The organism is Prauserella endophytica (genome assembly GCF_005146945.1).
GTDB lineage: Bacteria > Actinomycetota > Actinomycetes > Mycobacteriales > Pseudonocardiaceae > Prauserella_A > Prauserella_A endophytica.
This window is the reverse complement of the sequence record NZ_SWMS01000033.1, coordinates 15,289-37,765: the sequence shown is the minus strand read 5'-3', so window position 1 is coordinate 37,765 and position 22,477 is coordinate 15,289. Positions and strand designations below refer to the sequence as shown.

The 22,477-nt window shown below is 71.6% G+C and carries 27 protein-coding genes; 2 read left to right on the top strand and 25 right to left on the bottom strand.

The window, feature by feature from the left end:
* Positions 1-29: 29 nt before the first annotated feature.
* The 14 genes from FCN18_RS34535 to FCN18_RS34470 form a co-directional block, all read right to left on the bottom strand.
* A complete protein-coding gene (locus FCN18_RS34535; RefSeq protein ID WP_137097154.1) occupies positions 30-845 on the bottom strand; it encodes a hypothetical protein in 816 nt (271 codons plus the stop codon).
* Positions 842-1,321, bottom strand: coding sequence for a hypothetical protein (locus tag FCN18_RS34530; RefSeq protein WP_137097153.1), 480 nt, complete (start codon positions 1,319-1,321; stop codon positions 842-844). Before FCN18_RS34530 ends, FCN18_RS34535 begins: the two co-directional genes overlap by 4 nt.
* Positions 1,322-1,335: 14 nt before the next feature.
* Entirely contained in the window at positions 1,336-1,569 is a 234-nt protein-coding gene (locus FCN18_RS34525; RefSeq protein ID WP_137097152.1) for a hypothetical protein, read from the bottom strand.
* Positions 1,566-2,057: a hypothetical protein gene (locus FCN18_RS34520; protein WP_137097151.1), complete on the bottom strand. Its 492-nt coding sequence runs from the start codon at positions 2,055-2,057 to the stop codon at positions 1,566-1,568. The genes FCN18_RS34525 and FCN18_RS34520 overlap by 4 nt, the downstream gene beginning before the upstream one ends.
* Before the next feature lie 42 nt (positions 2,058-2,099).
* A complete protein-coding gene (locus FCN18_RS34515) occupies positions 2,100-2,564 on the bottom strand; it encodes a hypothetical protein (RefSeq protein WP_137097150.1) in 465 nt (154 codons plus the stop codon).
* A complete protein-coding gene (locus tag FCN18_RS34510; RefSeq protein ID WP_137097149.1) occupies positions 2,561-3,265 on the bottom strand; it encodes a hypothetical protein in 705 nt (234 codons plus the stop codon). The genes FCN18_RS34515 and FCN18_RS34510 overlap by 4 nt, the downstream gene beginning before the upstream one ends.
* Before the next feature lie 40 nt (positions 3,266-3,305).
* Positions 3,306-3,815, bottom strand: coding sequence for a hypothetical protein (locus tag FCN18_RS34505; RefSeq protein WP_137097148.1), 510 nt, complete (start codon positions 3,813-3,815; stop codon positions 3,306-3,308).
* 61 nt (positions 3,816-3,876) lie between these two features.
* Entirely contained in the window at positions 3,877-5,640 is a 1,764-nt protein-coding gene (locus FCN18_RS34500) for a VWA domain-containing protein (RefSeq protein ID WP_137097147.1), read from the bottom strand.
* 39 nt (positions 5,641-5,679) lie between these two features.
* Positions 5,680-6,843, bottom strand: coding sequence for an AAA family ATPase (locus FCN18_RS34495; RefSeq protein ID WP_137097146.1), 1,164 nt, complete (start codon positions 6,841-6,843; stop codon positions 5,680-5,682).
* A gap of 52 nt (positions 6,844-6,895) precedes the next feature.
* Entirely contained in the window at positions 6,896-7,216 is a 321-nt protein-coding gene (locus FCN18_RS34490; protein WP_137097145.1) for a hypothetical protein, read from the bottom strand.
* Positions 7,217-7,267: 51 nt separating this feature from the next.
* Positions 7,268-7,441 carry a hypothetical protein gene (locus FCN18_RS34485; protein ID WP_170200638.1) on the bottom strand — a complete coding sequence of 58 codons (174 nt, stop codon included), beginning with the start codon at positions 7,439-7,441 and terminating at the stop codon, positions 7,268-7,270.
* A 964-nt stretch (positions 7,442-8,405) separates the two neighbouring features.
* A complete protein-coding gene (locus FCN18_RS34480) occupies positions 8,406-11,354 on the bottom strand; it encodes a BTAD domain-containing putative transcriptional regulator (protein WP_137097143.1) in 2,949 nt (982 codons plus the stop codon).
* Positions 11,354-11,785 (bottom strand): hypothetical protein, encoded by a 432-nt coding sequence (locus FCN18_RS34475; RefSeq protein ID WP_137097142.1) that lies wholly within the window; start codon positions 11,783-11,785, stop codon positions 11,354-11,356. Before FCN18_RS34475 ends, FCN18_RS34480 begins: the two co-directional genes overlap by 1 nt.
* 40 nt (positions 11,786-11,825) lie before the next feature.
* Positions 11,826-12,215 carry a hypothetical protein gene (locus FCN18_RS34470; protein WP_137097141.1) on the bottom strand — a complete coding sequence of 130 codons (390 nt, stop codon included), beginning with the start codon at positions 12,213-12,215 and terminating at the stop codon, positions 11,826-11,828.
* Between the two features lie 120 nt (positions 12,216-12,335).
* Between FCN18_RS34470 and FCN18_RS34465 the strand changes: the two genes are divergently transcribed.
* Complete coding sequence (locus FCN18_RS34465) at positions 12,336-12,815, top strand: hypothetical protein (RefSeq protein WP_158303230.1); 480 nt, start codon at positions 12,336-12,338, stop codon at positions 12,813-12,815.
* A gap of 8 nt (positions 12,816-12,823) precedes the next feature.
* On the opposite strand, the gene FCN18_RS34460 is transcribed toward FCN18_RS34465, so the two are convergent.
* The 11 genes from FCN18_RS34460 to FCN18_RS34410 form a co-directional block, all read right to left on the bottom strand.
* Positions 12,824-13,294: a TadE/TadG family type IV pilus assembly protein gene (locus tag FCN18_RS34460; RefSeq protein WP_137097139.1), complete on the bottom strand. Its 471-nt coding sequence runs from the start codon at positions 13,292-13,294 to the stop codon at positions 12,824-12,826.
* Complete coding sequence (locus FCN18_RS34455) at positions 13,291-14,271, bottom strand: hypothetical protein (RefSeq protein ID WP_137097138.1); 981 nt, start codon at positions 14,269-14,271, stop codon at positions 13,291-13,293. Before FCN18_RS34455 ends, FCN18_RS34460 begins: the two co-directional genes overlap by 4 nt.
* A 49-nt stretch (positions 14,272-14,320) precedes the next feature.
* Positions 14,321-14,770: a TadE/TadG family type IV pilus assembly protein gene (locus tag FCN18_RS34450; protein WP_137097137.1), complete on the bottom strand. Its 450-nt coding sequence runs from the start codon at positions 14,768-14,770 to the stop codon at positions 14,321-14,323.
* Between the two features lie 2 nt (positions 14,771-14,772).
* Positions 14,773-14,973: a hypothetical protein gene (locus tag FCN18_RS34445; RefSeq protein WP_137097136.1), complete on the bottom strand. Its 201-nt coding sequence runs from the start codon at positions 14,971-14,973 to the stop codon at positions 14,773-14,775.
* Between the two features lie 65 nt (positions 14,974-15,038).
* A complete protein-coding gene (locus FCN18_RS34440) occupies positions 15,039-15,932 on the bottom strand; it encodes a type II secretion system F family protein (protein ID WP_137097135.1) in 894 nt (297 codons plus the stop codon).
* A complete protein-coding gene (locus tag FCN18_RS34435) occupies positions 15,929-16,861 on the bottom strand; it encodes a type II secretion system F family protein (RefSeq protein WP_137097134.1) in 933 nt (310 codons plus the stop codon). The genes FCN18_RS34440 and FCN18_RS34435 overlap by 4 nt, the downstream gene beginning before the upstream one ends.
* Entirely contained in the window at positions 16,858-18,237 is a 1,380-nt protein-coding gene (locus tag FCN18_RS34430) for a CpaF family protein (protein WP_137097133.1), read from the bottom strand. The genes FCN18_RS34435 and FCN18_RS34430 overlap by 4 nt, the downstream gene beginning before the upstream one ends.
* Positions 18,234-19,166 (bottom strand): carbon monoxide dehydrogenase maturation protein, encoded by a 933-nt coding sequence (locus FCN18_RS34425; protein WP_137097132.1) that lies wholly within the window; start codon positions 19,164-19,166, stop codon positions 18,234-18,236. The genes FCN18_RS34430 and FCN18_RS34425 overlap by 4 nt, the downstream gene beginning before the upstream one ends.
* Positions 19,166-19,882 (bottom strand): SAF domain-containing protein, encoded by a 717-nt coding sequence (locus FCN18_RS34420; protein WP_228714268.1) that lies wholly within the window; start codon positions 19,880-19,882, stop codon positions 19,166-19,168. Before FCN18_RS34420 ends, FCN18_RS34425 begins: the two co-directional genes overlap by 1 nt.
* Positions 19,883-20,009: 127 nt before the next feature.
* Positions 20,010-21,029, bottom strand: a complete 1,020-nt coding sequence (locus FCN18_RS34415; RefSeq protein ID WP_228714267.1) for a hypothetical protein — start codon at positions 21,027-21,029, stop codon at positions 20,010-20,012.
* A complete protein-coding gene (locus tag FCN18_RS34410) occupies positions 21,023-21,595 on the bottom strand; it encodes a hypothetical protein (protein WP_170200639.1) in 573 nt (190 codons plus the stop codon). Before FCN18_RS34410 ends, FCN18_RS34415 begins: the two co-directional genes overlap by 7 nt.
* A 228-nt stretch (positions 21,596-21,823) precedes the next feature.
* On the opposite strand from FCN18_RS34410, the gene FCN18_RS34400 reads away from it, so the two are divergent.
* On the top strand, positions 21,824-22,465 hold the full coding sequence (locus FCN18_RS34400) for a prepilin peptidase (RefSeq protein WP_228714266.1): 642 nt from the start codon (positions 21,824-21,826) through the stop codon (positions 22,463-22,465).
* The last annotated feature ends 12 nt before the right edge of the window (positions 22,466-22,477 follow it).

Genomic DNA, 22,477 nt, shown 5'->3' with positions numbered 1-22,477 from the left:
TTCCCGTGGTGGGTTGGAAAGTTGGGGGGTCAGTAGGTGGTGAGCACGGCGCGGGTGTGGGGGTCGGCCAGTACCGGGTGCGTGGTGTGGCGTTCGTCGTCGGCGATGAGCACGCGCACGCCGAAGCGGGGCGGCCCACCACTGGGGTCGGTCCATCCGTAGAGGGCGGGCAGCGCCGAGAGGGCGTGCGCGGTCGTCTCGGCGGCGGGGTCGCCGTCGCGATAGCCGAGCACCTCGAACTCCAGCTCGACGGCCGCCTCGTCGGCGGTGACCGCGTAGCGCAGGTGTGGTGGCAGCTGGGCCCGGAGTTCGCCGAGGTCGCTGGGGGTACCGGGTCCGGCTGGCTCGGTGAGGTCGGTCAGGATCCGCAGGCCGAGCTGGGGCAGGTCGTGGCGGTGGGTCGCGCCGAGTAGCGGGCCGTAGCGGCGGGCGGTGGTGTCGGCGGCATAGATTCCGGTGTAACCGCAGGTCGCCCGCCCGTGCGGGAACACCAGCGGATTGTCGCCCGGTCCGGGCGGGACGTATTCGCCCGCGCGTACCGACCAGCGGTTTCCGCGCAGCGCGGTCCACACCACGCCCTCGTCGAAGGCGTGGACGTAATCGGTGCCGTGGCTGGTGGGCCAAGGCCACGGCCACTCGCGTCCCGCGTGGGTGACCTCCCCAGCTTCGTCGACCTCGGCGGCGTGCAGGAAGAAGTCGACGAGGGTCCGGAACCCGCCCTGCGACCGGGCCCGCTCGATCTCGTCGAGGCCGTCGTGAGCGCTGCTGGTGAGGTGGACCGACCCGAGCCACTCGGCGTCCGGGCCGCGCCCGAGGTAGAAATCGTGCGTCGTCGAGCGGCTCATGGGGCCTCACCGCCGACGGTGGCGGGTTTCTCGCGCATGAGCGGCATCGGCACCGAGGGTGGTGCGGCCGGATCGCGCAGCCACGCGTTGATGTCGGGCGGTCCGAGCGGGTCGTCGCCTTCGGGGAAGCCCGGGTCGTGTGGGTCGATCCGGTGCCAGCGGACCCCGCCGCCCACGGTGACGAACACCGCCACGTCCTCGGGATCGAAGGTGATGATCCAGCTGCTGTTGTGGCTGCTGTACCACGGCCATGGCCAGCCGAGTTCGGGCCGGTACCCCTGACCGAGGCGTTCGTCCTCCCACACGAGGAGGACATCGGCGACCGCCGCACGGAAGGTGTCCTCAGTGGTCGCGGTCAAGGCCAGCCGTGCGGGCGGGACGGCGAGAAAGTTGTCGGGGTAGCACTCCCCGCGCAGGGAGCCGATCCAGTCGGCGTTCTCGCCACGTCCTAGGTAGAAGTCGGTGTAGCTCGACATGGTCCGTTGCCTCCTTATCGTGGTGGTGCGTAGGGATTCCGGCCGTGTGGTGCCGGGACGCAGGCGTAGGGATCAGGCGGCGGGTATGGCGGTACTTCGTCGTCGTGCGTGGTGCTCTGATCGCGCTCGGCGGCGCGGCCGAGGATGTAGGCCAGCACGATCACCGGTGTCCACGGTCCCGGCAGCATCACGGCCAGCACGGTCCACAGGAGCCGCTTCTTCCTGTCCTGATCGTTCGGTCGGGTCATGGCTGCCGCCACAGCACGCGCGAGTAGTCGATGGAGGGCGCGCCGGGCGCGCGGTACACCGGGAGCGGGACCGCTGGCGCCGCACTGGGGTCGCGCAGCCACGTCGCGAAATCCGGCGGTCCGCACCGCAACGGCGGGCGGGGCTCGGCGGGGTCGAGACGGTGCCAGCGGTCGCCGCCGCCCGCTGTCATGTGCACGCCGCTGTCCGGGCCGGAGAGGTAGGTGATGATCCAGTCGTTGACATGGCTGGTTTCCCAGTCCCACGGCCACCCGTGGCGCGGCGCGTGTGCGGCACCGAAACCGCCGACGGGCCACATCAGCAGAAGCTCGTCCACGGCCTCGCAGTAGGTGGACGGCAGGCTTGCGGTCAGGGCGGCGCGGCCGTGTTCGTGTTTAAGGAGGTTGTCGGGATGGCAGGCGAAGAGCAGGCTGCCGACCCACTGGGCCGTCGGGCCCGAGCCGATGTAGAAGTCCGTTCGTGTGGCCATGTCGGCGTTCCTTTCCTCGCGGGTTGTGCGAACTGGACGCAGTCAGGAGTCCTCGCGGAGCGGGCAGGCGGGCTGGTGCCCGACGTCGGATCCGAATCCCAGCGGCGCGGGCACCGGGTGACCGTTGGTCCGTGCGTCGAGGAAGCGGCCGAGGGTGGCGAGGTCGGTGGCCTCGCCCGCGGCGACCTCGCCGGCGCACTCCGGGCACGGCGCGAGGGCGCGCAGGTCGTCCACCGTGCCAGCGAAGGAGGTGAACCGGTACTCGGTGCCATCGTCGGCGATGGTCACGCGATACCAGCGCCAGCCACCGTGTTCCCGGTCCGGGTCATCGGTGACCGTCACCGCCTCGCACGCGACGGCGAACACGTCGGTCACGTCCCGGACCAAGCGTCGGCGGGTGATGGCGCGCTGAACATCGCACGGGCGGCTGTCGAAGCCGGGGTCCTGGCGACGGGCTCGGCCGAGTGCCTCGGCGGAGCGTCCGGCAAGAGTGTCAGTGGTTGTCATCGGTTGCGCTCCTCGTCGGGGTTGTCGCCGGGCTGGGACGGTGTTGTCGTGTCGTCGTCGACCGGTACGTCGAGGGCGCGGGCGAGGGCGGGTGCGCGGGCGATCGCGTCGTCGACCGGCATGGTCAGCTGAATGCGCATGAGGTCGTCGAACCCGAGGTAGTAGATCTGTACGCGTTCGGGCCAGCGCGGGTCGTGGTCGGGCTCCGGCGGGAACCCGCGTTGCAGCTGTTCGGCGATCTGGTCGCGGGCGGCCCGCTCGCGTGCGCGGGTTGCGTCGCGCTCCCGTTTGGCGGTTTCGGCTTGCGCGAGGGCCCGGTGGTAGCGCGGGAGGAGGGTGTCGTGGATGTAGGCGGCGACCTCGGCAGCCGGGGTACCGACGGCGAACCCGGGATGAGCGTCGGGGTCGTGTTCGCGCGGCCACACGAACACGTCCCGGAGCCATCGCGGGACCTCCCCCGGTACCAGGTCATAACCCCACGCGCGCCGTTCCCACGGGAGCACACCGATTCGGGTCCCGGTGTCCAGGCACAGCAGGTCCGCGACCTCGTAGCGATTGCGGCCACGGCCAAGGGTCCACCTGCCCGGTAGCGCGGCAGCGATGTGGATCGCATCGAGTGCCACCCGGTCGTGTTTCGTCATGCGCGGCGGCACGCTCGGTGTGGTGGCGTGGGTTGTCTCGGGTGTCGTCGTCGTTGTCATGACGGAGGTTTCCTTTCTGTTCTGCGGAAACGCGAAGGGCCTAGTTGTCCGTCGCGTGGGGGCAGTGCGGGTGGTGGCCGGGGTCGCCGTGGAATTCCACGGGGGCGGCGTCGGTGCCGTGGTGCTCGGTCTCGGGGTCGAGGTACGCGCCGAGGTCGGCGAGGCTGGAGATTCGCGCGACCGGAACACCGGTTGCCTCGCAGCGCGGGCATGAGCCCAGCAGTAGCCAGCCCCATAGCGGGTCGAACCCGGTCAGGTCCGGAATGAAGTACCAGCAGTGGCCCTCGCTGGTCACCTCGATGAGGTCGCCCGGGGTGGTGTTGGTCCCGATGCCGTGGTGGCGGTCGGGGTCGTCGCGCACGATCACCGTGTCGGTGCCGATGTCGAGGGCAGCGGCGATGTGGGCGGCGGTGATCGCGCGGCGGTCCCATTGCAGCCAGAAGGCGTGACGGTCGGCGAATTCGCGCGGGGCGGTGTCGCGGTAGCGGCGGGCGGTGGCGATCGCGCGGTTGGTCAATGAGGCGGGCGGGGCGGCGGGTGTCGTGGTCATGGCGAACGGTTCCTCCTGTTCGCCCGGGGGGCGGGGTGCCCGCCCCCTGGGCCGTTGGGTTTCAGCGGGTAGCGCGCAGGGCGGCGGTGGCGGCCTGCCCGATGGCGCGGGCGGTGGTGGTGGGGTCGGTGAGGGTGTGCACGGTGGCGCCGTTCATCGGGTCGGTGCCCAACTTGTCGGGCGCCAGCCACAACACCGCGCAACCGCTGTCCCGCAACCGGTCGAGCATCTTCTGGCCCGGTTTCCGGGTTTCGTCCTCGAAGTTGCCGTCGGAGATGATCACCAGCAGCCGCGCGGCGCTCGGGCGGGACAGGTCGAGGGCACCGTCGAGGGCGCCGATCGCGGTGTCGATGACGTGCCCGCCGAGGCGGGTGCCGAATTCGGTCACCTTGGCGGGTATGGCGTCGGGGCGGGTAATTGGCGTGACTGTGCCCGCGCCGAAGACCACGGTGGCGGTAGTGGCGGGTACGGCGGTGTGGCGGGCGGCGTGGGCGAGGATCCATGCCGCCGAGGCCACGGGGGCGGTGAAGGCGCTCATGGAGTCGGTGACGTCGCAGATGATCCCGAGCCGCAAGGGCGGGGCGGGCACGGTGCTTCGGGTGGTGCGGGTGAACGGTTCGGCGGTGGGGATCGCGCCCGCCGCGCGTTGGGCGTCGGCGGTCATCGCGCCGCGCATCCGCAATCGTCCCGGGGGCACGGTCGAGCGGGTTTTGGTGGCGGTGCGGTCCCGGTGTCCGGCGGTGGTCAACGCGCGGGCGAGGTGCCGCGCGGCGGTTTGTTCGGTCGCACTCGGCGCACGGGTGCCCCGGATGTGGCGGGCGGTCGGGTCGTACCCGGTACCCGCACCGCCGAAGACCTCCTTCGCGGTCTTCTGTGCCTGCTGGCGCGCCTTGTCGTCGGCGGCACGCGCGTCCATGGCCTGGGTGATGGGGTCGGTGGGCGCGGGTTCGGTGGCGACCGCGCTACCGATCGCGGCGGCGGCGCTGGTGATCGCGTTCGCCAACGGCGAGGGTGTCCCGTTCCCGGTCCCGTTCGCGTTGTTGGTGGCGTTGGGGTCGGGGGTGTCGGGTGGCTCGTTCGGGTCGGTGCCGATGGCTTCGCACCATTGGCGCCCGAGTTCGATCATGCGGGTGGCGTTGTCGTCGGCGGTGCGGTGTGCGGCGCGCCAGATTCTGCGGAGTTTCGCGAGGGTGTCGGTGCCGAGAACGTCGCGCACCACGCGCTCGACCCGGGCGACTTCGCGGCGGTTGAGGATGCCCCCGTCCACGCGCGCCAGCAACAGTGCGGCACTGCGGGCGGCGTCGTGCGGGGTCATTTGTGGTGCGGCGGCGGGGTCGTTCGCCTGGGTGTCGGCGAGGATGAGGTTGGTGGCGCTGGCACGCAGCCAGTACCGGTCGCCCGGGCGGCGGCGCACTTGCGCGGCTTCCATGCGGGTTTCTTCCAGCAAGTCCGCCGCCGCGACCGCGCCCGGGGGCGCGTCGTCCGGGGCGCGCCACACGGAATGCTTGGCGTGTCCGCATTCGTGGGTCAGCAGTCCCCATGCGGTGCGGTAGCGTTTGCGGTCCCCGACCCGGTGTGGTTCGACGGTGGCGGGGTCGACCCCTTTGTCCATGTGGGACCCGTCGACTTCGATGGTGGCGAAGTCGGGGAAGAAACAGGCGGGGGCGCCGTGTCCCGCCCCGGGGGCGACGGTCACCACGAGGTCGTCACGGTCGGCGATCGCGGGCACCTCGTCGCCGAACGCGGCGGACAGGGTCAGCCACCCGGGGGCGGCGGGAAACATGGCGGTGGGCGCGGCGGCGGGTGCGGCTACGTGGGTGGTCATGATGTGCGTCCTTTCCGGACAGTCGCGGGGGTCGCGTGGCTAGAACTGCGGCCCGAGGGACAGCGGGGCGACGTTCGCGCCGAACACGTTGCGCACCGCCTCGGCGACCACGGCCCGGTCCTCTTCGGGTGCGATGCCGACCAGGTTTCCGGCGGCGGCGGTGGTGCCGAGCACGTCGGCGATCCGGTTGAACGCGATCAGTTCCCGCAGTTGCGGCGCCCATCCGATCTCGCCCTTTTCCTGCCGTTGGGCCAAATTCCGCGCTACACGCACCGCTTTCGGTTCGATCTTGAGCTGGGTGGCGAGGTCGTAGTCGGTGGACACGTGAATCTGCGCGGAAAACCGCGACGAGAGCGCGTCGGTCAACACCGCGCCGTGAACCCCGGGGTTGTGTCCGGCCACGACGTAGAACCCGGGCGCGGCGTCCACCACCTCGTTTTTGTGGGTCTTGATCAGAATTTGGCGGCGTCCGTCCATCGCGGGGTACACCACCGCGAGCACGGTCGGCGGTATGAGCGTGGCGTCATCGATGAACAACGCGCGCCCCTCACGCATCGCGGTCACCAGCGGGCCGTAGGCAAACTCGTAGCGTCCGTCCGGGGTTTGGGTGTAGGACCCTACGAAGTCATCGGTCACGGTGTCGCTGTCGCCCTGGATCGTGATGAGATCATCGAACGCGGCCTCCACCACCGACGTCTTCCCGGTACCGGGCGGGCCGTACATGAGCGCGGACACGTTCGCCTCCCGCAGCCGCCGTAGCGCGGTCACATCGGACAGCCCGGACAGCTTGCGCGGGTGGTACATCTGCCCGTTCGGGCGGCGTACCGGTCCGGTCACCAGCGCGGGCGGGGCGGGTGGCGTCGCGGGTGCCGACGGTGCGGGGGCGGGGCTGGTGGTGCGCGGGGTGACCGTAGCGGTTTTCGCGGCGTCGGCGGTTTTGTCGGTCGCGCGGTAGGTGACCGGGTTGGTTCCGACCTTTTCGGCTTCCCCGCGCGATTCCAGCGTCGCCAGCGCGTTCCCGACCGCGCCGGAAGACTTCCCGCCGAGTTTGGTCGCGATGGCGCCGGGGGTGAGTGCGGCGGCGGGGTCGTGGGCGAGTTGTTCGGCCACCATGCGGCGAAGTTCGCCGTTGCGCAGTCGGGTTGCCGCGCCCGGGGCGGCGGGCGCGCTGCCCGTGGCCGGAGTCGTGGCTGGCGTGGTCATGGTGTCGGGTCCTTTCGTGTGGTGGGTCGGCGGGCGCGGTGGTTGCGTGGGTTTAGGCGCCGATTCCGTTGAGCAGGGCGTCGACCGCGTTGTATTCGCTCGGGGCGTGGTAGTGCTTCCCGTCGGGGGTCACGACTCGCCAGCGTTCACCGCGCACAGGGTCGGCGGGGTAGTAGCTTCCGGCGAACGTGCCGTCCGGGCGGGTTACCGTGCCGTACAACATTTGTTGCGCGTCGGCGGGGTCGATTACCAACCCCGTGACGGTGCACCCTTTTTCCACGAACTGCCGCACCACGATTTCCGGCAGTAGCCCGGGGTCGGCGGTGGGGTCGACCACGTACACGGTTCGCGGGTCGTTGGTGTTGTTGGGCATGGCGTGGGTTCCTTCCGTGGTGGTGGTTCGGTGGTTGGCGGCGTGGGACGGTTACGCGTAGCGTTCGGCCCATGCGGCGGGGTTTTCGTCGTAAAGCCGTTCGCTTTCGTCGAATGCTTCGATGTGGGCGCGTCCGGCGGCGTCGGCGGCGTCCGCCGTGGGGTGCGTTTCACCCCACCCGCAGTAACACCAAATGGAAACGGTGCCGTCATCGTTCACGTTCACGTCATCGCATTCGATAATGCACATAGCGGTCCCCATTCGTGGGTTTCTGATTTTTCCGACTTCCCGGGTAATGGTTCGCGTCCGGGGCGGTGGTTTGTTGTGGTTTCCGGCTTTCCCGGTGACACAACAAACGTAACTCGATCCCGGGCGCCACGCAATAGTTTTCCGGGGTCAATTTCGGGGAATTTTGGCCATCTTTCGACGTGAACGGCACGCATTTCTCGGCAATGTTTGCGCAGGTCAGGTCATTTCCAGCCAGTTTGAAATGAGTGCGTCGGCCATGAATAAGGCCGCGGGCAAAAGCAGTTCTTTTTAAGAAATGAAAATGGGAAGTGAGAAGTGGATGAGGTGAGCGAAGTGCAGTGGTGAGCACAGGGGAAACGATGACGGGGGCGCGTGACACCGCCGCCGGGCCTGATGTGCTTACCTGCTTGGTGTCAAGCGAGTCTGGGACACCGGTGGATCCCCCTGTAGGGGGTGTGAGCTGCGAGAACGCCTGACACGGGGGGATCCGCCTTAGTCGGATACCGGAGGACGAGGCTGATAGGCCGGGTCGGTGGCCCCACGGTTGGCGATCACTCTCCGCACCACTTCGGTCTGCGAGTGTGGCAGTGGGTATCCGGGTGAGGACGTGGGGCTCGGCGCCCGAGGCGCTGGCGTCACACGGGGCATCGTGGTTGCGCAGGTGGCGCTGGGCCGTATTCGCGGTAGGCGACAGCCGCGCACAACGCTTGACGAGTGACAGTGCGGGCGTTGTCGTGGAATACAAAGTCGCGTCCACGGGATTCTTTTTCTTTGGCCTCGGTGTTTGTGCTGCCGCGATCGACGTTAGCATCGGCGCGACCGGTGCCGTGGCGCGAAATCGAGGTATTTCGCTGTTCCGCGCAATTGCCTCGATCGCACGCGAGTCGCACCTCGATTTCTGTTCGGGCGAGGTGTTGTCGAGAACGTTCGGTGCGCTCATTCATGGCGCCGTGGGTCGGGAGAACTCGTCGACCGGTATCCCGGTGCCGCGGGCGCGCAATCGCTGGGCGAGGTCGACGGTGTCCGCGGTGGGCTTGGCGTCGACTTCGCCCAGGCGGGTCCGCAAGAGGGTGAGGGTGCGGGAAATGGCGTCGTGCCGGCCGAGGGTGTGCTGCAGGCGCATGATGTCGCGGTAGAGCAGTTCGTTGTGCGGGTCGAACGCCCGCGCGGTCTCCAGCAGATCGAGGGTGTAGTCCGGATCGGCTTCGACCCGGGCGCGAGCGAGCGCAGCTACGGCGTCGAGGGCGTCGCGGCGGGTCGCTTCCCGGGCTGCGACGAGCCACTCGGCGTCCAGGCCGTCGGCCAGCGGTCCGCCGTAGCGCGCCACGATCGCCTCGTAGGCGTCGGCGCGCCGCTCGGGCGTGGTCGCGGTGCGGCGCCGGGTCACCGCGTCGGCGAAGCCCCAGTAGTCCACCTCCACCACGGCCGGATCGAGCCGGTACTGGCCGTGCTCGGCCAGAACCGGGTCGCTGATGGCGCCGCGGGTGGCGGTGTCGAGGCTGCGGCGGATGCGGGACAGGATGGTGCGCAGCACGCTGGCGGGGTTGCGGGGCGGTTCGTCGGGCCACAGGGCATCGACGATCCCGTCCCGCGACACCCCGCCGGGATGCACGGCGAGAAAGACCAGCAGCTCGACCGGTCGGCTGCTCAGCTCGCCGGACAGGTCCTGCGGCTCGGTCCCGGGTCGTGCGGTATCAGGTCGCCAGTGCAGAGCAGGGGCGCCGAACACCGTCAGCACCAGCGGGGCGGGCGTCCCCGATTCTGTCGTCGGCAGCGGACACGCTGGGCCTGGGGGATCACCGTCCTCGGACGGGGCCGGTTCCGGTGCGGGTGGCCCGGCGGTGATTTCCAGGTGGTCCGGGCCTCCTCCGGGGTTCTCGTGCGGGGGCGATGCTGCCGCTTGTGGTGGCGCCGTCCTCTGCCGAGGCGTGGGGGCGATGTGGTGACGGTCGTCTTCTCCGTTCACGTTCTCGGCGCCGTCGTCAGGCTGCGCGGTGCGCAGGAGGTCCAGTAGGTCGCGGGTCGCGGTCTCGGGCAGTGTGAAGGCACGCGTGCCGCGCAGCGGTTCGCCGAGGCCGGGATCGGTTGCGGAGATGACCCCGCCGGCGGTGACGTACGCGGTCACTCCGGGACGCCATTGGCCCAGCAGCAGCGCGGCGAGCCCGTACTGGGCGTTGTTGTCGAGCAGGTGCTGCAGCCGCGCCTGGCGGTCCGGTTCGCGGGGCGGGGTCGTGATCAGGACGGCGGGCCGGGCCGCTGGGGCGGCGAGATCGGCCAGGGCGCTGTCCAGATCGGCCACGACGGTGACCGTGTCCGGCACGCTGGTGGTCGGCACCGGCACGCCGAGCAGACGAACCAGGTCAGCGGCGGGTACGAACACCGTCGGCACCGACGTGTCTGCGGGCGTGGTGGTGAGGATGGTGAGCAGCAGGGCCCGGGCCGCGGCGTAGCTGCCGGGGCCGACCAGGCCGAGGCCGTGCACGCGGGCTAGGTCGAGGGCGATCTGGCTGCCGTCGCCCGCGGCGGCCGTGGCGGTCTCGCGGTCGGGGGCTGGCGCAGCGAGCGCGATGTCGACCAGGGACGGCGGTGCCGCGGGTCCGGCGTCGGTGGGCGTGGCGGCGGTGATGACTCGGCGGATGCGGGGGGTGAGCACCCGCACCTGGCCCTCGTTCCCGGCCTCGGCGTGCTCATTCGCGCCGGTGCTCGATCGCGGTGCCGGGGCGGCCCCGGCGGGTTCACGACGACGGTGCTCGTGCGCGGCGGGGTCGTGGGTCTCGGTGTCCAGCTCGAGGTCTTCGTCGTGGTGCTGGGTGCGCAGGTGGGCCAGGCGCAACTGGTAGACGACGGGCGCGACCGGCAAGTCGTCGTCACGCCGGCCGCTGCCGGGCCGGTAGCGCGCCTGCCGTCGCCGCCGCGCGAGCAGCAGCAGTGCACTGACCGCGGCGGCCAGGCCCACGCCGACGAACACCTCGCCATTGCCCCAGGTCACCGCGCCCCCGGCGGGTTGATCCGCTGCCGTGTCGGGGGTGGGGTGCGCGGCGGATGGGGCGGGGCCCGAGGGCGGTGGTGGTGTGGTCGTGCTCGGCGCCGCAGGTGCTGGTTCGGTGGCGGGCGCCGGGTGCGTGGACTCGGGATCCGGCGGTTGTGGTGGAGCGGGCGGCACAGGTGGTGGGCTGGTGTTGGGGAGGCGGAGGGTGTCGCCGGGGTGGATCAGGTTCGGGTTGGTCAGCACACGCCCGCCAGGCTGGCTGCTGCCCTGGTTGAGCGCCCAGATCTCCGGCCAGCGGTCCCCGTCGCCGAGGCAGCGCTGCGCGACCCGCCACAGCGAGTCGTGCACCCCGCCTTCCGGTGGCCGGACCCGCTCGGTTCCGGGCTCGGCAGGGAGCGGGGACGGCGGCTCGTTGGTGACCGGTGTGGTCGCGGCGGGGGCGGTCGCGACCACGGGGGCGTGGCCGACGGGCCGGGCGGTGTCGGCGGGTGCAGCTGGTGCGGCGGTGGCGGTGCGGCCCAGTCCCGCGATCAGCAGGGCGCCGACGAGCACGGCCGCGACGCGCCGCACGGGGCCGGTATGCCGTCGCAGTTGCGGCCACCGGGCGCCTCGGGCGACCTCGGCCGCGCAGGCGGCGACGTCGATGACGAAGACCAGCCACAGCAGCCACGCCAGGCAGGCGAGCGTGTCGAGCAGGAAGCTGCTCGACATCGGCGCCATCAGCACGGAGCCGATCTCGTCCTGGCTTGGCAGGTGGTCCGGCAACGGCCAGCCCACTCCGAGGATCAGCCCCGCGGGAAGACCGGCGATGAGCGCGGCGAGCAGGAGGGCCGCGAGCAGTCCACGCAGCGCTCGGCTCAGCAGCCGCGCGGTGCGCGCGATCGGCGTGCGGCCGATCATCAGCTGCTCGCCGCGCCGACGGCTACCCCGCTGGTATCGACCGGCTCAGGTTCGGGCGTGACCGGTGCTGCGGGGCGTCCGGCACGCGGCTCGGTGGCCGCTGGGGTGCCCTTGCCGGGGGCGTTGTTTTTCTTCGCGCTCGGGCGTTTGCGCTTGCCGCCGCGAGCGGGTTTGGCAGCCTGGTCTCGCCAGCGGGTGAGGTCGGCGACGGGGACGTCGGTGACCTGGGCCAGCTCGGACACGTCGATGACATCGCCGGCCGCGGTCAGGACCTCGCCGAGCTCGCGTTCAAGGTCGACGAGCTGCCCAGCCAGCTCGGTGTGCCGGCGGGCCAGCTCGCCCACGGTGGTGGCCGCCTGGGCGCGGCGCGCGCTGCGTGCGGAGTCTCGTTCCTGAAGTCGGCGGGCGATCTCTTCTTCCGTGGTGACCATGCCGGTGTTCTCCTTCCGTGAAACGGTGCAGCGCGCGTGGTCAGGGCTCGATGCCGGTGACCCCGCGCTGCGGGTGGGCGGCGCCGCGCCCATGGGTGCGGATGTCGTCGATGCCGACGAGCGACAGCAGCTGGGTTCGGTACGGGGCGGTGACCTCGACGGTCACCGTGTCCCCGGCGACCTCGACCGTGCCGGTGGCGCCCACGCTGGCGAGGTAGCGCTGCGCCAACTCGCGTGCCCGCGCAGGATCGAGCCGAACAGCACCATTGGCGCGATAGGCGGCGAGGTCGAGGGCTTGGGCGCCAGCGCGGGCGGCGGATTCGGCCTGGCCGCCCGCGCGGACCTTGCTCGCCAGGGCGAGGCCGCCGTCCAGGCTGAGGCCGGTCAGGGCGAGCAGGCCGATCAGGATGGTGAGCACGAATGCGGTCACCCGGCCGTCCTCGGCCCGCCACCACCGGGCAACGCCGGTGCGCGACGACCGGACGGAATGACCAGAATGGGTCGCGTGACCGGGTCTGAAACGCAGCAATCGCGATCGGCGGAGGACTCGATGACCGCCTGGCACGAGGCCGGGCACGCGGTCGTCTACCTGCTGCAGGGCCGGTCGCTGCGCTACGTCACGCTGCGCCCCCGCACCGCCGGACGCGCGGGATTCACCGCGGTCCGGCCCCGCCGGGTCGATCTGTCCGCACTGGCGGTTGTCGCCCACGCCGGACCGCTCGCCCAGGCCCGCTACGTCCTCGACACGACCAGAGCAGCCGAACGACTCCGCGAGGACGTGCCCGTCGACGACGTCCGCCTCGACGCCTATCTGCATGGCGGTCACGACGACATGGCCGTGATCGCGCAGGCCCGCCGCGCCTACGGCCTCGCCGCCCGGCGACCCGACCTGTGGGCGGGCATCGCGCAGGATCTGATCGACCGGTACTGGCCCGAGATCGGCCGTGTCGCCGCCGAGTTGCTCGAGCGTCGGACGTTGACCGGAAGCCAGCTCCGTGCGTGCATGGCCGGGGACGTGCTCACGCGCTGAATTGACCATCAGCCAGCCTCCGGCTGGTGCCAGGACCGGTAGGTGTCGACGACCTCGCTGGCGGTCGATTCCAGGGTTTTCCCGCCGGGGACGCCGAGCAGCAGCGCTTGGCCGAAGTCGACGGTGCAGCGCACCTGCACGGTCACCACCCCGGCGGGAACGAGCGAGCCGGACATCGTGGTGGTGACGCCCTGGCAGACCAGCCCAGCCTGGGCCAGGGCCGCGCTGGCGGTGTCGCGGGCCGCGGCGGTAGCGGCCGTGGCGCTGCGTTGCAGGGTGGCGGCGCGGGCGGCCTGGTGCGCGGCGTCGTCGAGCCGCAGACGGGCGTCGACGCCGCGATGCACCACCACGGCCAGGAAGACCAGCAGCATCACCAGCAGCGGTGTCACCAGCACGGCCTCGGCGGTCACCGAGCCGCGCTCGGCGGCCCACCACCGCCGCAACCAGACCCGGGTCGCCTCCGGCGCGCGCCTGGTCACGACAGCCCCTCTCCTGACCGGACTCGCCGTGCCAGCGCCCTCCCGGATGCGGTGCCGCGGCGGAGCCCGCGGGGCAGGATGCAGAGAAGCCGAGACCACGACGAGGCCGGCTGTTCCCACGGGAACGCTCCCGCGCCGGTGATGTCGCGGGCGGCGGTGATGTAGGCGAACACGGTCTGCGGCAACGCTTCCGCGGCCTCGGTTAGCCGCAGGAGTTCGGCGCGGCCGGGCACGGTGGCGAGGACGTGGTCGGTGCGGGTCGCGAGTTCGTCGTGCCGCAGTTTCGCCTCCCATGCCCGGGTCAGCACGAGGCAGCCGTGCACGTGCCGCACGATCTCGTCCAGGGCGTCGTCGATCACGGTGACCGCCTCGCGTGCCGCGGCGGCCAGCTCGCCGACCGTGGAGTCGGGATCGGTGGCGAGTTCGCCGGCCAGGCCGCGGGCGGCGCGGGTGCGGTCCAGGCAGCACACCGCCTGCCACACCACCCGATGCACCTCACGCGGCACGCCCGGGTCGATCCACGCCCGGGCCGGACTGCGGTGCAGCTCGTCAACCCCGGCGATCAGGGTCCGCACCGCGTAGCTGGCGGTGCCGAGGTCGGCGAAATCGCGGCTGCGGAAGAAGAACTCGCCCCGCACGCGATCCAGCCGGCAGAACCTGCCCGGAGCGTGGCGGTGGTCGGTGAGCATGCGAGCGGCGCTGTACCAGCCGGCGACCACGCTCGCGCACACCGCGAGAATTCCGGCACTCAGCGCGAACACCGCGGCGAACCCGCCGCCGGACGCCGCCGCGAGCGCCGCCAGGGCGGCCCCGGCCAGTCCGGTGAGGACAATCCGCGGACGCAGTCCCGCGCGGACACGCTCGCCACGCCACTGAGACTCCTCGATGTCAGGGTTGAGCAGCATCGAATCCGGCCCGTCCGGGAACGTCGCCGCACGCACGGGCATCGCCGTGTCAGGCGGATTAGAGTGCGTCATCAAGGTTTCCTTTCGACCAGTCGCCGGAATCGCTGCTGCGGCACGGGAATTAGGGCGCGGTGTCGGGCACGAAACGCTCGATCTCGCCGGAGGCTTCGGCGTGCACGTGCAGGTGCACACCGGGCAAAACCGCGGCGGCCTCGCCACGGATACTCACCGACACCGAGGCCGCACCGCGGGAGACCGCGAGCTGGGGCTCGCGTAGGGGGCCGGCGGCGAGGTCGTCGAGCAGGCGCTGCCCGGCGGCGTGCCCGGAACTGGTGGTGCCGTCCTGGGTCCGGGCCGCGGCCAGAGCCTGCGAGGCTGCGGCCTGCGCGACGTGGGTGGCGTGTGACCACAGCGCGAACTGAATGATCGCCAGCAACGCCAGCAGCAACAGCGGGGTCGCGATGACCAGCTCGACGGTGACCTCGCCCCGGTCGCCGCGCAGCGCGCGCCGGACTCGCCCGGCCACCGCGCGGGCGCGGGTGCTGTTGTTGCGGACGGCTCCGGTCAGCATCGTCAGCCGCCGAACCCGAGGTTGATCGAGTTCGCCTTCTGGGTCAGTTTCGCCACGATGATCGCGATGATGGCGATCGCGGCGATGGCCATCAGGGCGGTGACGATGACGGTGGTGGTGATCTCCCCGCGCTCCGGGTCCGCGCGCAACAGAGTGATTCGTGTACGCGTCAGCTCCCAGAGCGTACGGACGTAGTGCAACATGGTGATGCCTTCTTTCCCTTGTGGTGCAATGCCTTTCTCGGTAGCGAGCAGCGACGATGAGCGGACTAAAGTCCATTGAGGACCTGAATCACCGCGGGGTAGGCGATGAATCCCAGGAAGCCGAGGAACAGCAACGTGACCGGCAACGCCATGCGTTCAGTGGCGGCCTGGGCGTCGGACTCGGCGTCGGTGACCTGATGGGTCCGCAGAGCCTGGGCTTTCGCTGCCAGCGAGGCGCGCACACGGGCGCCTTCGGTACCGGCCAGGGAAATCGACGCCGAAAGTTCGGACAGTTCGGTGATGTCGAGTTCCTCGCCGAGCTGACGCAGGGTGTTCCAGGGTGTGGTGCGGGTCAGCTGCGCGGCGTGCAGGGCGCGGCGGATCTTGTCGAAGGCCGGGCCCGCTCCGACGGCCGCGGCGTCGCCGAGGGCGGCCTCGACCCCGGCGCCTCCGGCGAGGGTGATCCACACCAGGTCCAGAAAGGCGGAGAGTGCGTCGCGGAATTCTCGCCGCAGCCGGGCGGCTTTGGCGCGGACGTCGAGGTCCGGGGTTACGAAGCCGAGTGCGGCGAGCACGAGCCCGGCTAGCAGCGACACCTCCATACCGAGCGAGAGCCCGCCCAGGGCCAGCAGTGCTTGCAGCAGCCACGGCGCCACTAGCCCGGCTACCGCGAGCAGCGCTTTGGACGCCAGGTGGGTATCGACTCCGCGGCCGGTGACGCGCAGATCGGCCTCGAGCTTCGTGCCGGGCAGCCCGAGCCTGCGCAGGCCCGGCACGAACACCCGGCCCCAGCTGCGCACCCAAGCGGCGTCCTCCGCGAGGGTGATCGGCGTGACCGGTGGTCGCGAGCGGACCTGGGCGAGGCGGTCGCCCAGCGCCGGGGTCGGCGGCAGGGCCCAGGTCAGCAGCAGCCACAACCCGGCACCGGCACCGGCGCCGAACACGAGAGCGGGGATCATGAGTGCTCACCTCCGCTGACCGTGGCGGTGTCGCCGTCTCGCGCGCCGGTCGCGGCCGGGGCGTCAAGGGCCAGCACCCGGGTTTGCCTTCCGCTGGTGGCGATCCGGGCCAGCCAGGCGAACCCGGCGGCGAACAGGCCCCCGATGAGCAGCAGGACGATCTGGCCGGTGGCGGTGTTGTAGACGTCGAGGTAGGCACGGTTGAACACGACGACCGCGGCGGCGAACGCGAGTGTGGTGGCGACGATGACCCGCACCGAGGTCCGGGTCCGGGCCCGCCCGGTTTCCACCCGCATCCGCATCGCGGCTTGCCCGCGGGCGGTGGTGGCCAGGGAGCCGAGCAGGTCGCCAAGCTGGCGGGCCTGGTGCTCGGCAGCGAGCACGAGAGCGGCGAGGACGAGGTCCGCGGTCGGATCGTCCAGCTCGCGCGCCAGCGCTCGCAGCGCCGGCGCCAGGCGCTGCCCGCTTTCCAGCCTCGCCGCGAGGGTGGCGACCTCGCCGCGGATCGCCACGGGCGCGAGCGGGGCGGTGGCGAGGATGGCTTGCTCGAGCCCCGCCGCTGCGGACAGAACGTCGCGCAGCATCTCCGTCCACGACGCGATCGCCTCGATCCGCGCGACCCGCCGCTGATGGGCACGATCCGGGCCGACCAAGCGGGGCAGGAACGACACCGCGGCGGCGGCCAGCGCCGCGCCGACCACCCAGCCGGTGACGGCACCGGTCAGCACGCCGGCGCCGACGGCCACGGTCAGGCGCAGCAGCGCACGTCGGTCGCCTGCCTGGCCGCGGGCGGCGCGAACCAGCGCGCGAGGACGCGAGGACGGTGCCGTCACCGCAGGTCGGCGCCAGGCGGCCACGATCAGGAGCACACCCGCGGCGGCACCCAGGCCGAACACGGCGGCGAGAACGGTGCCGGTGTCGATGCTCATGGTGTCCACCACCCCTCTGGGCGGCTCAGCAGGTCCGGGTCGAACCCGGCCGCGACGAGGTCATCGAGGGTGTCCGCGCGCAGGGCCCCGGCCACCGGCACGGCTCGGCGATCCGGGCCGCGGCGGTAGACCTCGTTGGAGATCACCGAACCGGCCTCGGCGTCGACGACCTCACGGATCGAGGCGATCACCCGCGTCGTTCGGTCGGCGGCGCGGTCGAGGTGCACGACGAAATGCACCGCGCTCGCGACCAGCAGCGCGGTGGCTTCCAGCGGCAGCCGTTCCGGGCCCTGGGCGGCGTAGGAGGCGAGCCGGGTGAACGCGATCTTCGAGCTGGACGCGTGGAGGGTGGCCATGGAGCCGTCGTTGCCCTGCGACATCGCGTTGCACATCGGAATGACCTCCGCCCCGCGGATCTCGCCGACAATCACACGGTCCGGGGACATGCGCAGCCCCCACCGGACCAGTTCGGCCTGGTCGATCGCGCCCTCGCCCTCGACGTTGGGTTCGCGGGCCTGCAGGGCGGTGACGTCGGCGTGCAGCTCCGGGTCCAGCCCGAGGCCGAGCTCGAACGCGTCCTCCACGGTGACGACGCGTTCCAGGGGATCCATCTCCGAGGCCAGGCCCCGCAGCAGCGTGGTTTTCCCAGCCCCGGTACCGCCGGTGATCAGCACGTTCTTGCGTGCCCGGACCAGCGCACGCAGGAACCGTTCCAGCCCGACGTCGAGGGTGCCGCGGCGGCGCAGCTGGGCAAGGGTGGCGGTGAGGTAGCCGTGCCGGCGGATCGTGCACGCCGTCACCCCGCCCGCGGTCAGGCCGAGCACCGCGAAGAGCCGTTCGCCGCCGGGCAGCTGGAGGTTCAGCGCGGGACTGCCGCGGTCGAACCGGCGCTCCTCGGATGAGGCGCGCGCCGCGAGCGTGCGGATCAGGTCGGTGAGTTCCTCGTTGGACGCCGCCACGGGAGCGACCTGGGCGCGACGGCCGTCGTTGTACTGGACGAAGACCCGGTCGTAGCGGTTGACCGCGATCGTCTCCACCGACGGGTCGGCCAGCAGCGGTTGCAGCCCGCCGAGCCCGAACACCTCGTCGAGGACCTGTTCGACGACCCGCTGTTCGGCTGCGGAGTCCACCAGGGCGCGTCCGGCGAGGAGTTCGGCCTCGCTGTGCGTCGCGATCGCGGTGTCGAGGGCCTCGCGGCCGACCTCCCGGCGACGGGCCAGGGGCAACGGCCCGTCGTTGGTGCGGGCGGCGGCTTCGACCCGGCCGGGCAGGTCCGTGGTCAGCGCCTGCCGGAGCCGAGCGCGCAGCCTGTGCTCGGCGTCGTCCGGGCCGCCGGGCGCGGCAGGGGGCGCTGGAGGGTAGTCGGTGCGGGTCATGCGGGTGGCTCCTTCCCTGCGGTGCTGGGCTGGTGGCCATTGCGATGCGGATCGCTGACCTGCGGCGGCGTGGGCATGAGGCGCGGCGGGTGGGGTCCCTGTCCGGGCGGGGTGCTGACCGTGCCGCCGGGCTGGCGCACCTGCTGTGCGGGCACGCCCGGCACTCCGGCCGGTGTGGTCGCCGACCGCGAAGCGGCCGGGGCAGTGGGCCCGGCCAGGGTGCGGGCGAGGGTCGCGGCATGGTGGGCGAGGCCGCCGCCGGTGCGTCGCCGACGGGCTGGTGGTGGCCGGTGCCCGGTCAAGGTGGCGGCAGCGGCCGGGTCGTGCGGGATGCGGCCGATCGCCGGGATGCCAAGCTCACGTTCGACATCGGCTGTCGGGTAGCCGTCTCCGGCAAGCAGGAGGCCCGGCCGCGGCGTCCAGCGGGCCAGCTCGCCCAAGCGCACCGCGGTGTGGGCGAGGTCGTCTCCCTGGGTGCCGGTCACCAGGACAAGGGCGTCGGCGCGGCGCGCGATTGCCTCGGCCGGGGAACCCGGGTCGACTCGCCCGCAATCGGCCAGCACCACCACGCCCGGTTCCTGGGCGACGGCGGGCAGCAGCGGCCCGTCCGGGGCAGTGGCCAGGGTGGACAGCGCGGCGCGGGCGTGCGCGCCGCCGGGTGGGGCTACCAGCACGCTGGCGCCGCTGGGCAGGGTCTGGGTGTGTTCCCACGCCACGGCGGGGTCGCGGGTGCGGCGCGCGGCGGCGGCGAGGCTGACCAGCCCCGGGCTCGCGGGCAGGCCGAAGCGCATCGCCAGATCGCCCCCGGACGGGTCGACCTCGGCGACCAGACGGCGGGTGCTCTCGGTCTGCGGCCACTTCACGGCCAGGGCCACGGCCAGGGTGGTTACTCCCGGGGAGCCCTTCACCGAACACAACGCGATGAGCATCAGCGGCCACCGCCCGCGGGTTGCATCACCAGGGCGAGCTGCCCGGCCGGGACTTGCGCCAGCTGCGCCGCGCTCCCGGTATCGAGGTCCAGGGACACCACGGTCGTCTGGTCCGTGCCCGCGGGGGCCACGCCGACGACCGTGGCCCGCCAGGACGTACCCGGGCCTTGGCCTTGCGCGGTGGTCGAGGTTCCCGTCGCGGTGGCGACGGTGACGACGACGGTCACCGGGGTTCCGGCGGCGAGTTCCGGGGGGAACTGCCCGGGCTTCACGCCGACCGCGACCACAGCCCGGCCCGCCGCCGGGATCGCGGCACCGCCCACCGCGTCCGGGGTCAGCAGCGCTCCCGGGCCGAGGCTGGTCGCCATCGGCCGCCCCACCACGCTGGCCGCCTGATCCGCCGGAATTAAAGCGACGCCGGGTGCGGCGGAGACGTCGATGCTGCGCAGGTCCGCCGGCGTCAGCACGTGTCCGAGCGCGACTGGCTTCGCCAGCGCCAGCATCGGTACTCGATCCTGGGTGCTCGTGGTCCACCACACCGCGCCCCCGACGCACAGCACGACCAGCAGCACGCCCGCCACCAGGTGCGGCAACCGGCGCCGTCGCCCGCGGTGCGGAGCCGACCTCGAGGGAGAACCGGAACGGTCCAGCCACGGCACCGGCCGGGGTTCACCGGTCGCGTTGTGGCCGCGTGCGGGGGTGTCGGTGCTGGTCACGAGAAGTCCTCCAGGCATAGATCGCCCGCACCACGTATTCATCCGGCGCGAAATGACGCCGCGAATACGCGGTCAGGAAAGGGAAAGAAACGAAACGACGGATTCAGTTGGAAGAAGGCATTCCGGTCTATCCGGTGCCGAGGGCTTGGCTTTCGGCGACCCGGAAGGACGCCGCGGCGCTGGTGCTCATGTCGGGGAAGGTGCCCGAGGCTCCGCCGCCGGACCAGGTGATCCGCCACGACACCGTTGCCGTGCCCGGGAACCGCTCGCCCGGGGCACCAGCCGATGATCGTTGGTAGGTGTGGCCGCAATCGGGCGACGCCGCCTGCGGATCACCGTGAGCGGGGAAGGGAGTTCCGGGTCCGGTACAGGTCACGGTGCTGCCATCGCCCATCGCCCAGGACACCGAGGTCGGCGTCGCGGTCGCGGTAACCGATATCGCTGGTACGGATGCCGTCGCCGATTGCGGTTTCCACATCGCGCGGTCCAGCCACAGCCAGGTCGGCAGCCGCACCAGCTGTGTGCCGGCCGGGCTGGATGCGATCGCCGGGTTCGGCAGCCGAAGCTGGGACCGGGCCTGCTCGGCCAGTTCCTCCGGCGAGGGCAGCGGCGCGGCACCTGGTGCCTGATCGTCGGGAATCCACACCGGTGCCCGGTAGAGCGCGTCGCGCGTGCCCTGTCCGGAACATTGGTAGACATACCACCCGCCGCCCTGCTCTGGAGGTTGTGCCAAGACCATGCCTTCGGGTCGCGAACCGGACAGCGACACGAACTGCACACCACTGGACTCCGAGCGGCGGGGTTGATAGCTGACCGTCTGCACTCCGTTCGCCGGTGGCTGATAGTCGCTGCGCACGTATGAGCAATTGGCCTTGTTGTTGTCGCCGCCGACAATCCGGTCGCCGGGCGGAGGGGCTGGGGTGTCCGGGCTACCGGCTTGCGATTTCGGCTCGCCGGGGCGTGGCCCCGGACGCGGTGCAGGCTTGCCGCCACCGCGTTGACCCGCGCCGAGCTCGCATCCCGCGTAGGAGTTCTGGCCGCAGTCGACGTCGCCGTACCAGTCGCCGGCCAGGGCGGGTGTGAGGCTCGCGAGCATCGCGGCGGAGGTCACGATGGTCAGAGTGCCCAGTCGTCTCGCGGTCAACATGATCCAGTTCCTTCCACAGCGAACCGGGTCACCCGCCAAGAGCCGTCGACGGCCAGTTTCACCTCGGCGTTGATCAGGTGCTTGCCGCCGGGCTCGTTGTCCGCGGGTTGTCCGTTGTCCGCGCGGTACTTCAACCAATTCGTGGCGTCCGAGCAGTCGCGGATCATGACGGTTTTTGGTACGTCCTGCGGCTCGACGGACTGCACGACCGGGGTGTTGACGGGCTTTCCCTTGGTGATCAGGCCGTTGTAGTGATCGGCGTACATCTGGCGTGACAGCACGGACAACGCGTCACCGGTGGCGTGGCCGGCAAGTCGGGGCGACTGCCAATCCGACGTGGCCGCCACGGCGGCGACGTCCTCCCACATGCCCAGGTAGGCGGTGGTGGCCTTCTCCTTGGCGATGTCGGCAGGCGAGGCGGCCGTGGTGCTGGGGGCGGGCGGCGGGGCAGGTGCCGAGGAAGCCGGCGCCGCGTCGTTATCTGAGCTGCAGGCGCTCACGCTCAGGCCGAGTCCGCTCGCGGCGGCGAGGGCGGCCAAGGCGAGGCGGGTGCTGCGGTGGATCATCACGGTCCCCCAGTTCGTCGACGGTCGCTGGTCAGCGTGGGCAGGCCACACCGTGATACACCCCGGTGGTGGGCTCGTCCCAAGACCGACTTTCGTGGCGTCAGTGCTCGGGGCAGGCCACCCGGAGTGAAGTTCACCCGTTGGGTTGAGCGCGGGCAGGGGCCAGGAGCGGGCGGGCAGGATGGCGTACAGGGCGATCGCGCGAGGGCCGGAGGGATCGTGGTGGTGATGACCAGCAGCTGGTGGTGGACCGCTGGTTCCGCTGCGGCGGGGCTGGTGCTCGGCGCGGCGGCCAGCGCGCTCACTCGCCGTTTCCTGCGAGGCGAGCGGGCGCTGGCCGGGTCGTGGTGGCTTGGTGCCGTGCTCACCGCTGCTGTCCTGGGGTTGCTGGGCTGGCGCGTCGGAGTCGGTGGCGAACTCGCCGTCTATGGGTTCGTGGCCGTGCTGGCGGTCCCCTTGGCGGTCATCGACTGGTGTGAGCACCGGCTTCCCCGGGCGTTGATCTGGCCGCAGCTGGCGGGCGCCCTGGTCGGGTTCGCGGTGCTGTGCTGGGCACGCCACGACCCGGCACCGGGTATTCGGGCGCTCGCCGCACTGGCCGCGGCGGGCGTTTTGTTCCTGGTCCTGGCCGTGGCATCGGGCGGGGGCGTCGGTGCCGGGGACGTCAGCGCCGCTGGCGTGGTCGGCCTGGTGACCGGATGGAGCGGGTGGCCCCAGGTCGCCGGAGCGCTGCTGGCGGCCTCGATGCTGGCCCTGGCTGTGGTCGCCGTGCCCGGTACCCGCCGACGTGACGACAATGGCGCCACGGTGGTGCCGTTCGGCCCGTGCCTTCTGGCGGGCGCGCTGCTCGTGGTTCTCGTCGGCGGATAGCGCACGGCCCGG

Coding starts and splice junctions, on each gene's coding strand:
- FCN18_RS34425 (WP_137097132.1), bottom strand. CDS start 19,166: ATGCTCATCGCGTTGTGTTCGGTGAAGGGCTCCCCGGGAGTAACCACC.
- FCN18_RS34535 (WP_137097154.1), bottom strand. CDS start 845: ATGAGCCGCTCGACGACGCACGATTTCTACCTCGGGCGCGGCCCGGAC.
- FCN18_RS34465 (WP_158303230.1), top strand. CDS start 12,336: ATGACCGCCTGGCACGAGGCCGGGCACGCGGTCGTCTACCTGCTGCAG.
- FCN18_RS34410 (WP_170200639.1), bottom strand. CDS start 21,595: ATGATCCACCGCAGCACCCGCCTCGCCTTGGCCGCCCTCGCCGCCGCG.
- FCN18_RS34515 (WP_137097150.1), bottom strand. CDS start 2,564: ATGACAACCACTGACACTCTTGCCGGACGCTCCGCCGAGGCACTCGGC.
- FCN18_RS34440 (WP_137097135.1), bottom strand. CDS start 15,932: ATGATCCCCGCTCTCGTGTTCGGCGCCGGTGCCGGTGCCGGGTTGTGG.
- FCN18_RS34505 (WP_137097148.1), bottom strand. CDS start 3,815: ATGACCACGACACCCGCCGCCCCGCCCGCCTCATTGACCAACCGCGCG.
- FCN18_RS34495 (WP_137097146.1), bottom strand. CDS start 6,843: ATGACCACGCCAGCCACGACTCCGGCCACGGGCAGCGCGCCCGCCGCC.
- FCN18_RS34520 (WP_137097151.1), bottom strand. CDS start 2,057: ATGGCCACACGAACGGACTTCTACATCGGCTCGGGCCCGACGGCCCAG.
- FCN18_RS34435 (WP_137097134.1), bottom strand. CDS start 16,861: ATGAGCATCGACACCGGCACCGTTCTCGCCGCCGTGTTCGGCCTGGGT.
- FCN18_RS34415 (WP_228714267.1), bottom strand. CDS start 21,029: ATGTTGACCGCGAGACGACTGGGCACTCTGACCATCGTGACCTCCGCC.
- FCN18_RS34510 (WP_137097149.1), bottom strand. CDS start 3,265: ATGACAACGACGACGACACCCGAGACAACCCACGCCACCACACCGAGC.
- FCN18_RS34400 (WP_228714266.1), top strand. CDS start 21,824: ATGACCAGCAGCTGGTGGTGGACCGCTGGTTCCGCTGCGGCGGGGCTG.
- FCN18_RS34450 (WP_137097137.1), bottom strand. CDS start 14,770: ATGCTGACCGGAGCCGTCCGCAACAACAGCACCCGCGCCCGCGCGGTG.
- FCN18_RS34475 (WP_137097142.1), bottom strand. CDS start 11,785: ATGGTCACCACGGAAGAAGAGATCGCCCGCCGACTTCAGGAACGAGAC.
- FCN18_RS34445 (WP_137097136.1), bottom strand. CDS start 14,973: ATGTTGCACTACGTCCGTACGCTCTGGGAGCTGACGCGTACACGAATC.
- FCN18_RS34500 (WP_137097147.1), bottom strand. CDS start 5,640: ATGACCACCCACGTAGCCGCACCCGCCGCCGCGCCCACCGCCATGTTT.
- FCN18_RS34430 (WP_137097133.1), bottom strand. CDS start 18,237: ATGACCCGCACCGACTACCCTCCAGCGCCCCCTGCCGCGCCCGGCGGC.
- FCN18_RS34530 (WP_137097153.1), bottom strand. CDS start 1,321: ATGTCGAGCTACACCGACTTCTACCTAGGACGTGGCGAGAACGCCGAC.
- FCN18_RS34455 (WP_137097138.1), bottom strand. CDS start 14,271: ATGACGCACTCTAATCCGCCTGACACGGCGATGCCCGTGCGTGCGGCG.
- FCN18_RS34525 (WP_137097152.1), bottom strand. CDS start 1,569: ATGACCCGACCGAACGATCAGGACAGGAAGAAGCGGCTCCTGTGGACC.
- FCN18_RS34480 (WP_137097143.1), bottom strand. CDS start 11,354: ATGATCGGCCGCACGCCGATCGCGCGCACCGCGCGGCTGCTGAGCCGA.
- FCN18_RS34490 (WP_137097145.1), bottom strand. CDS start 7,216: ATGCCCAACAACACCAACGACCCGCGAACCGTGTACGTGGTCGACCCC.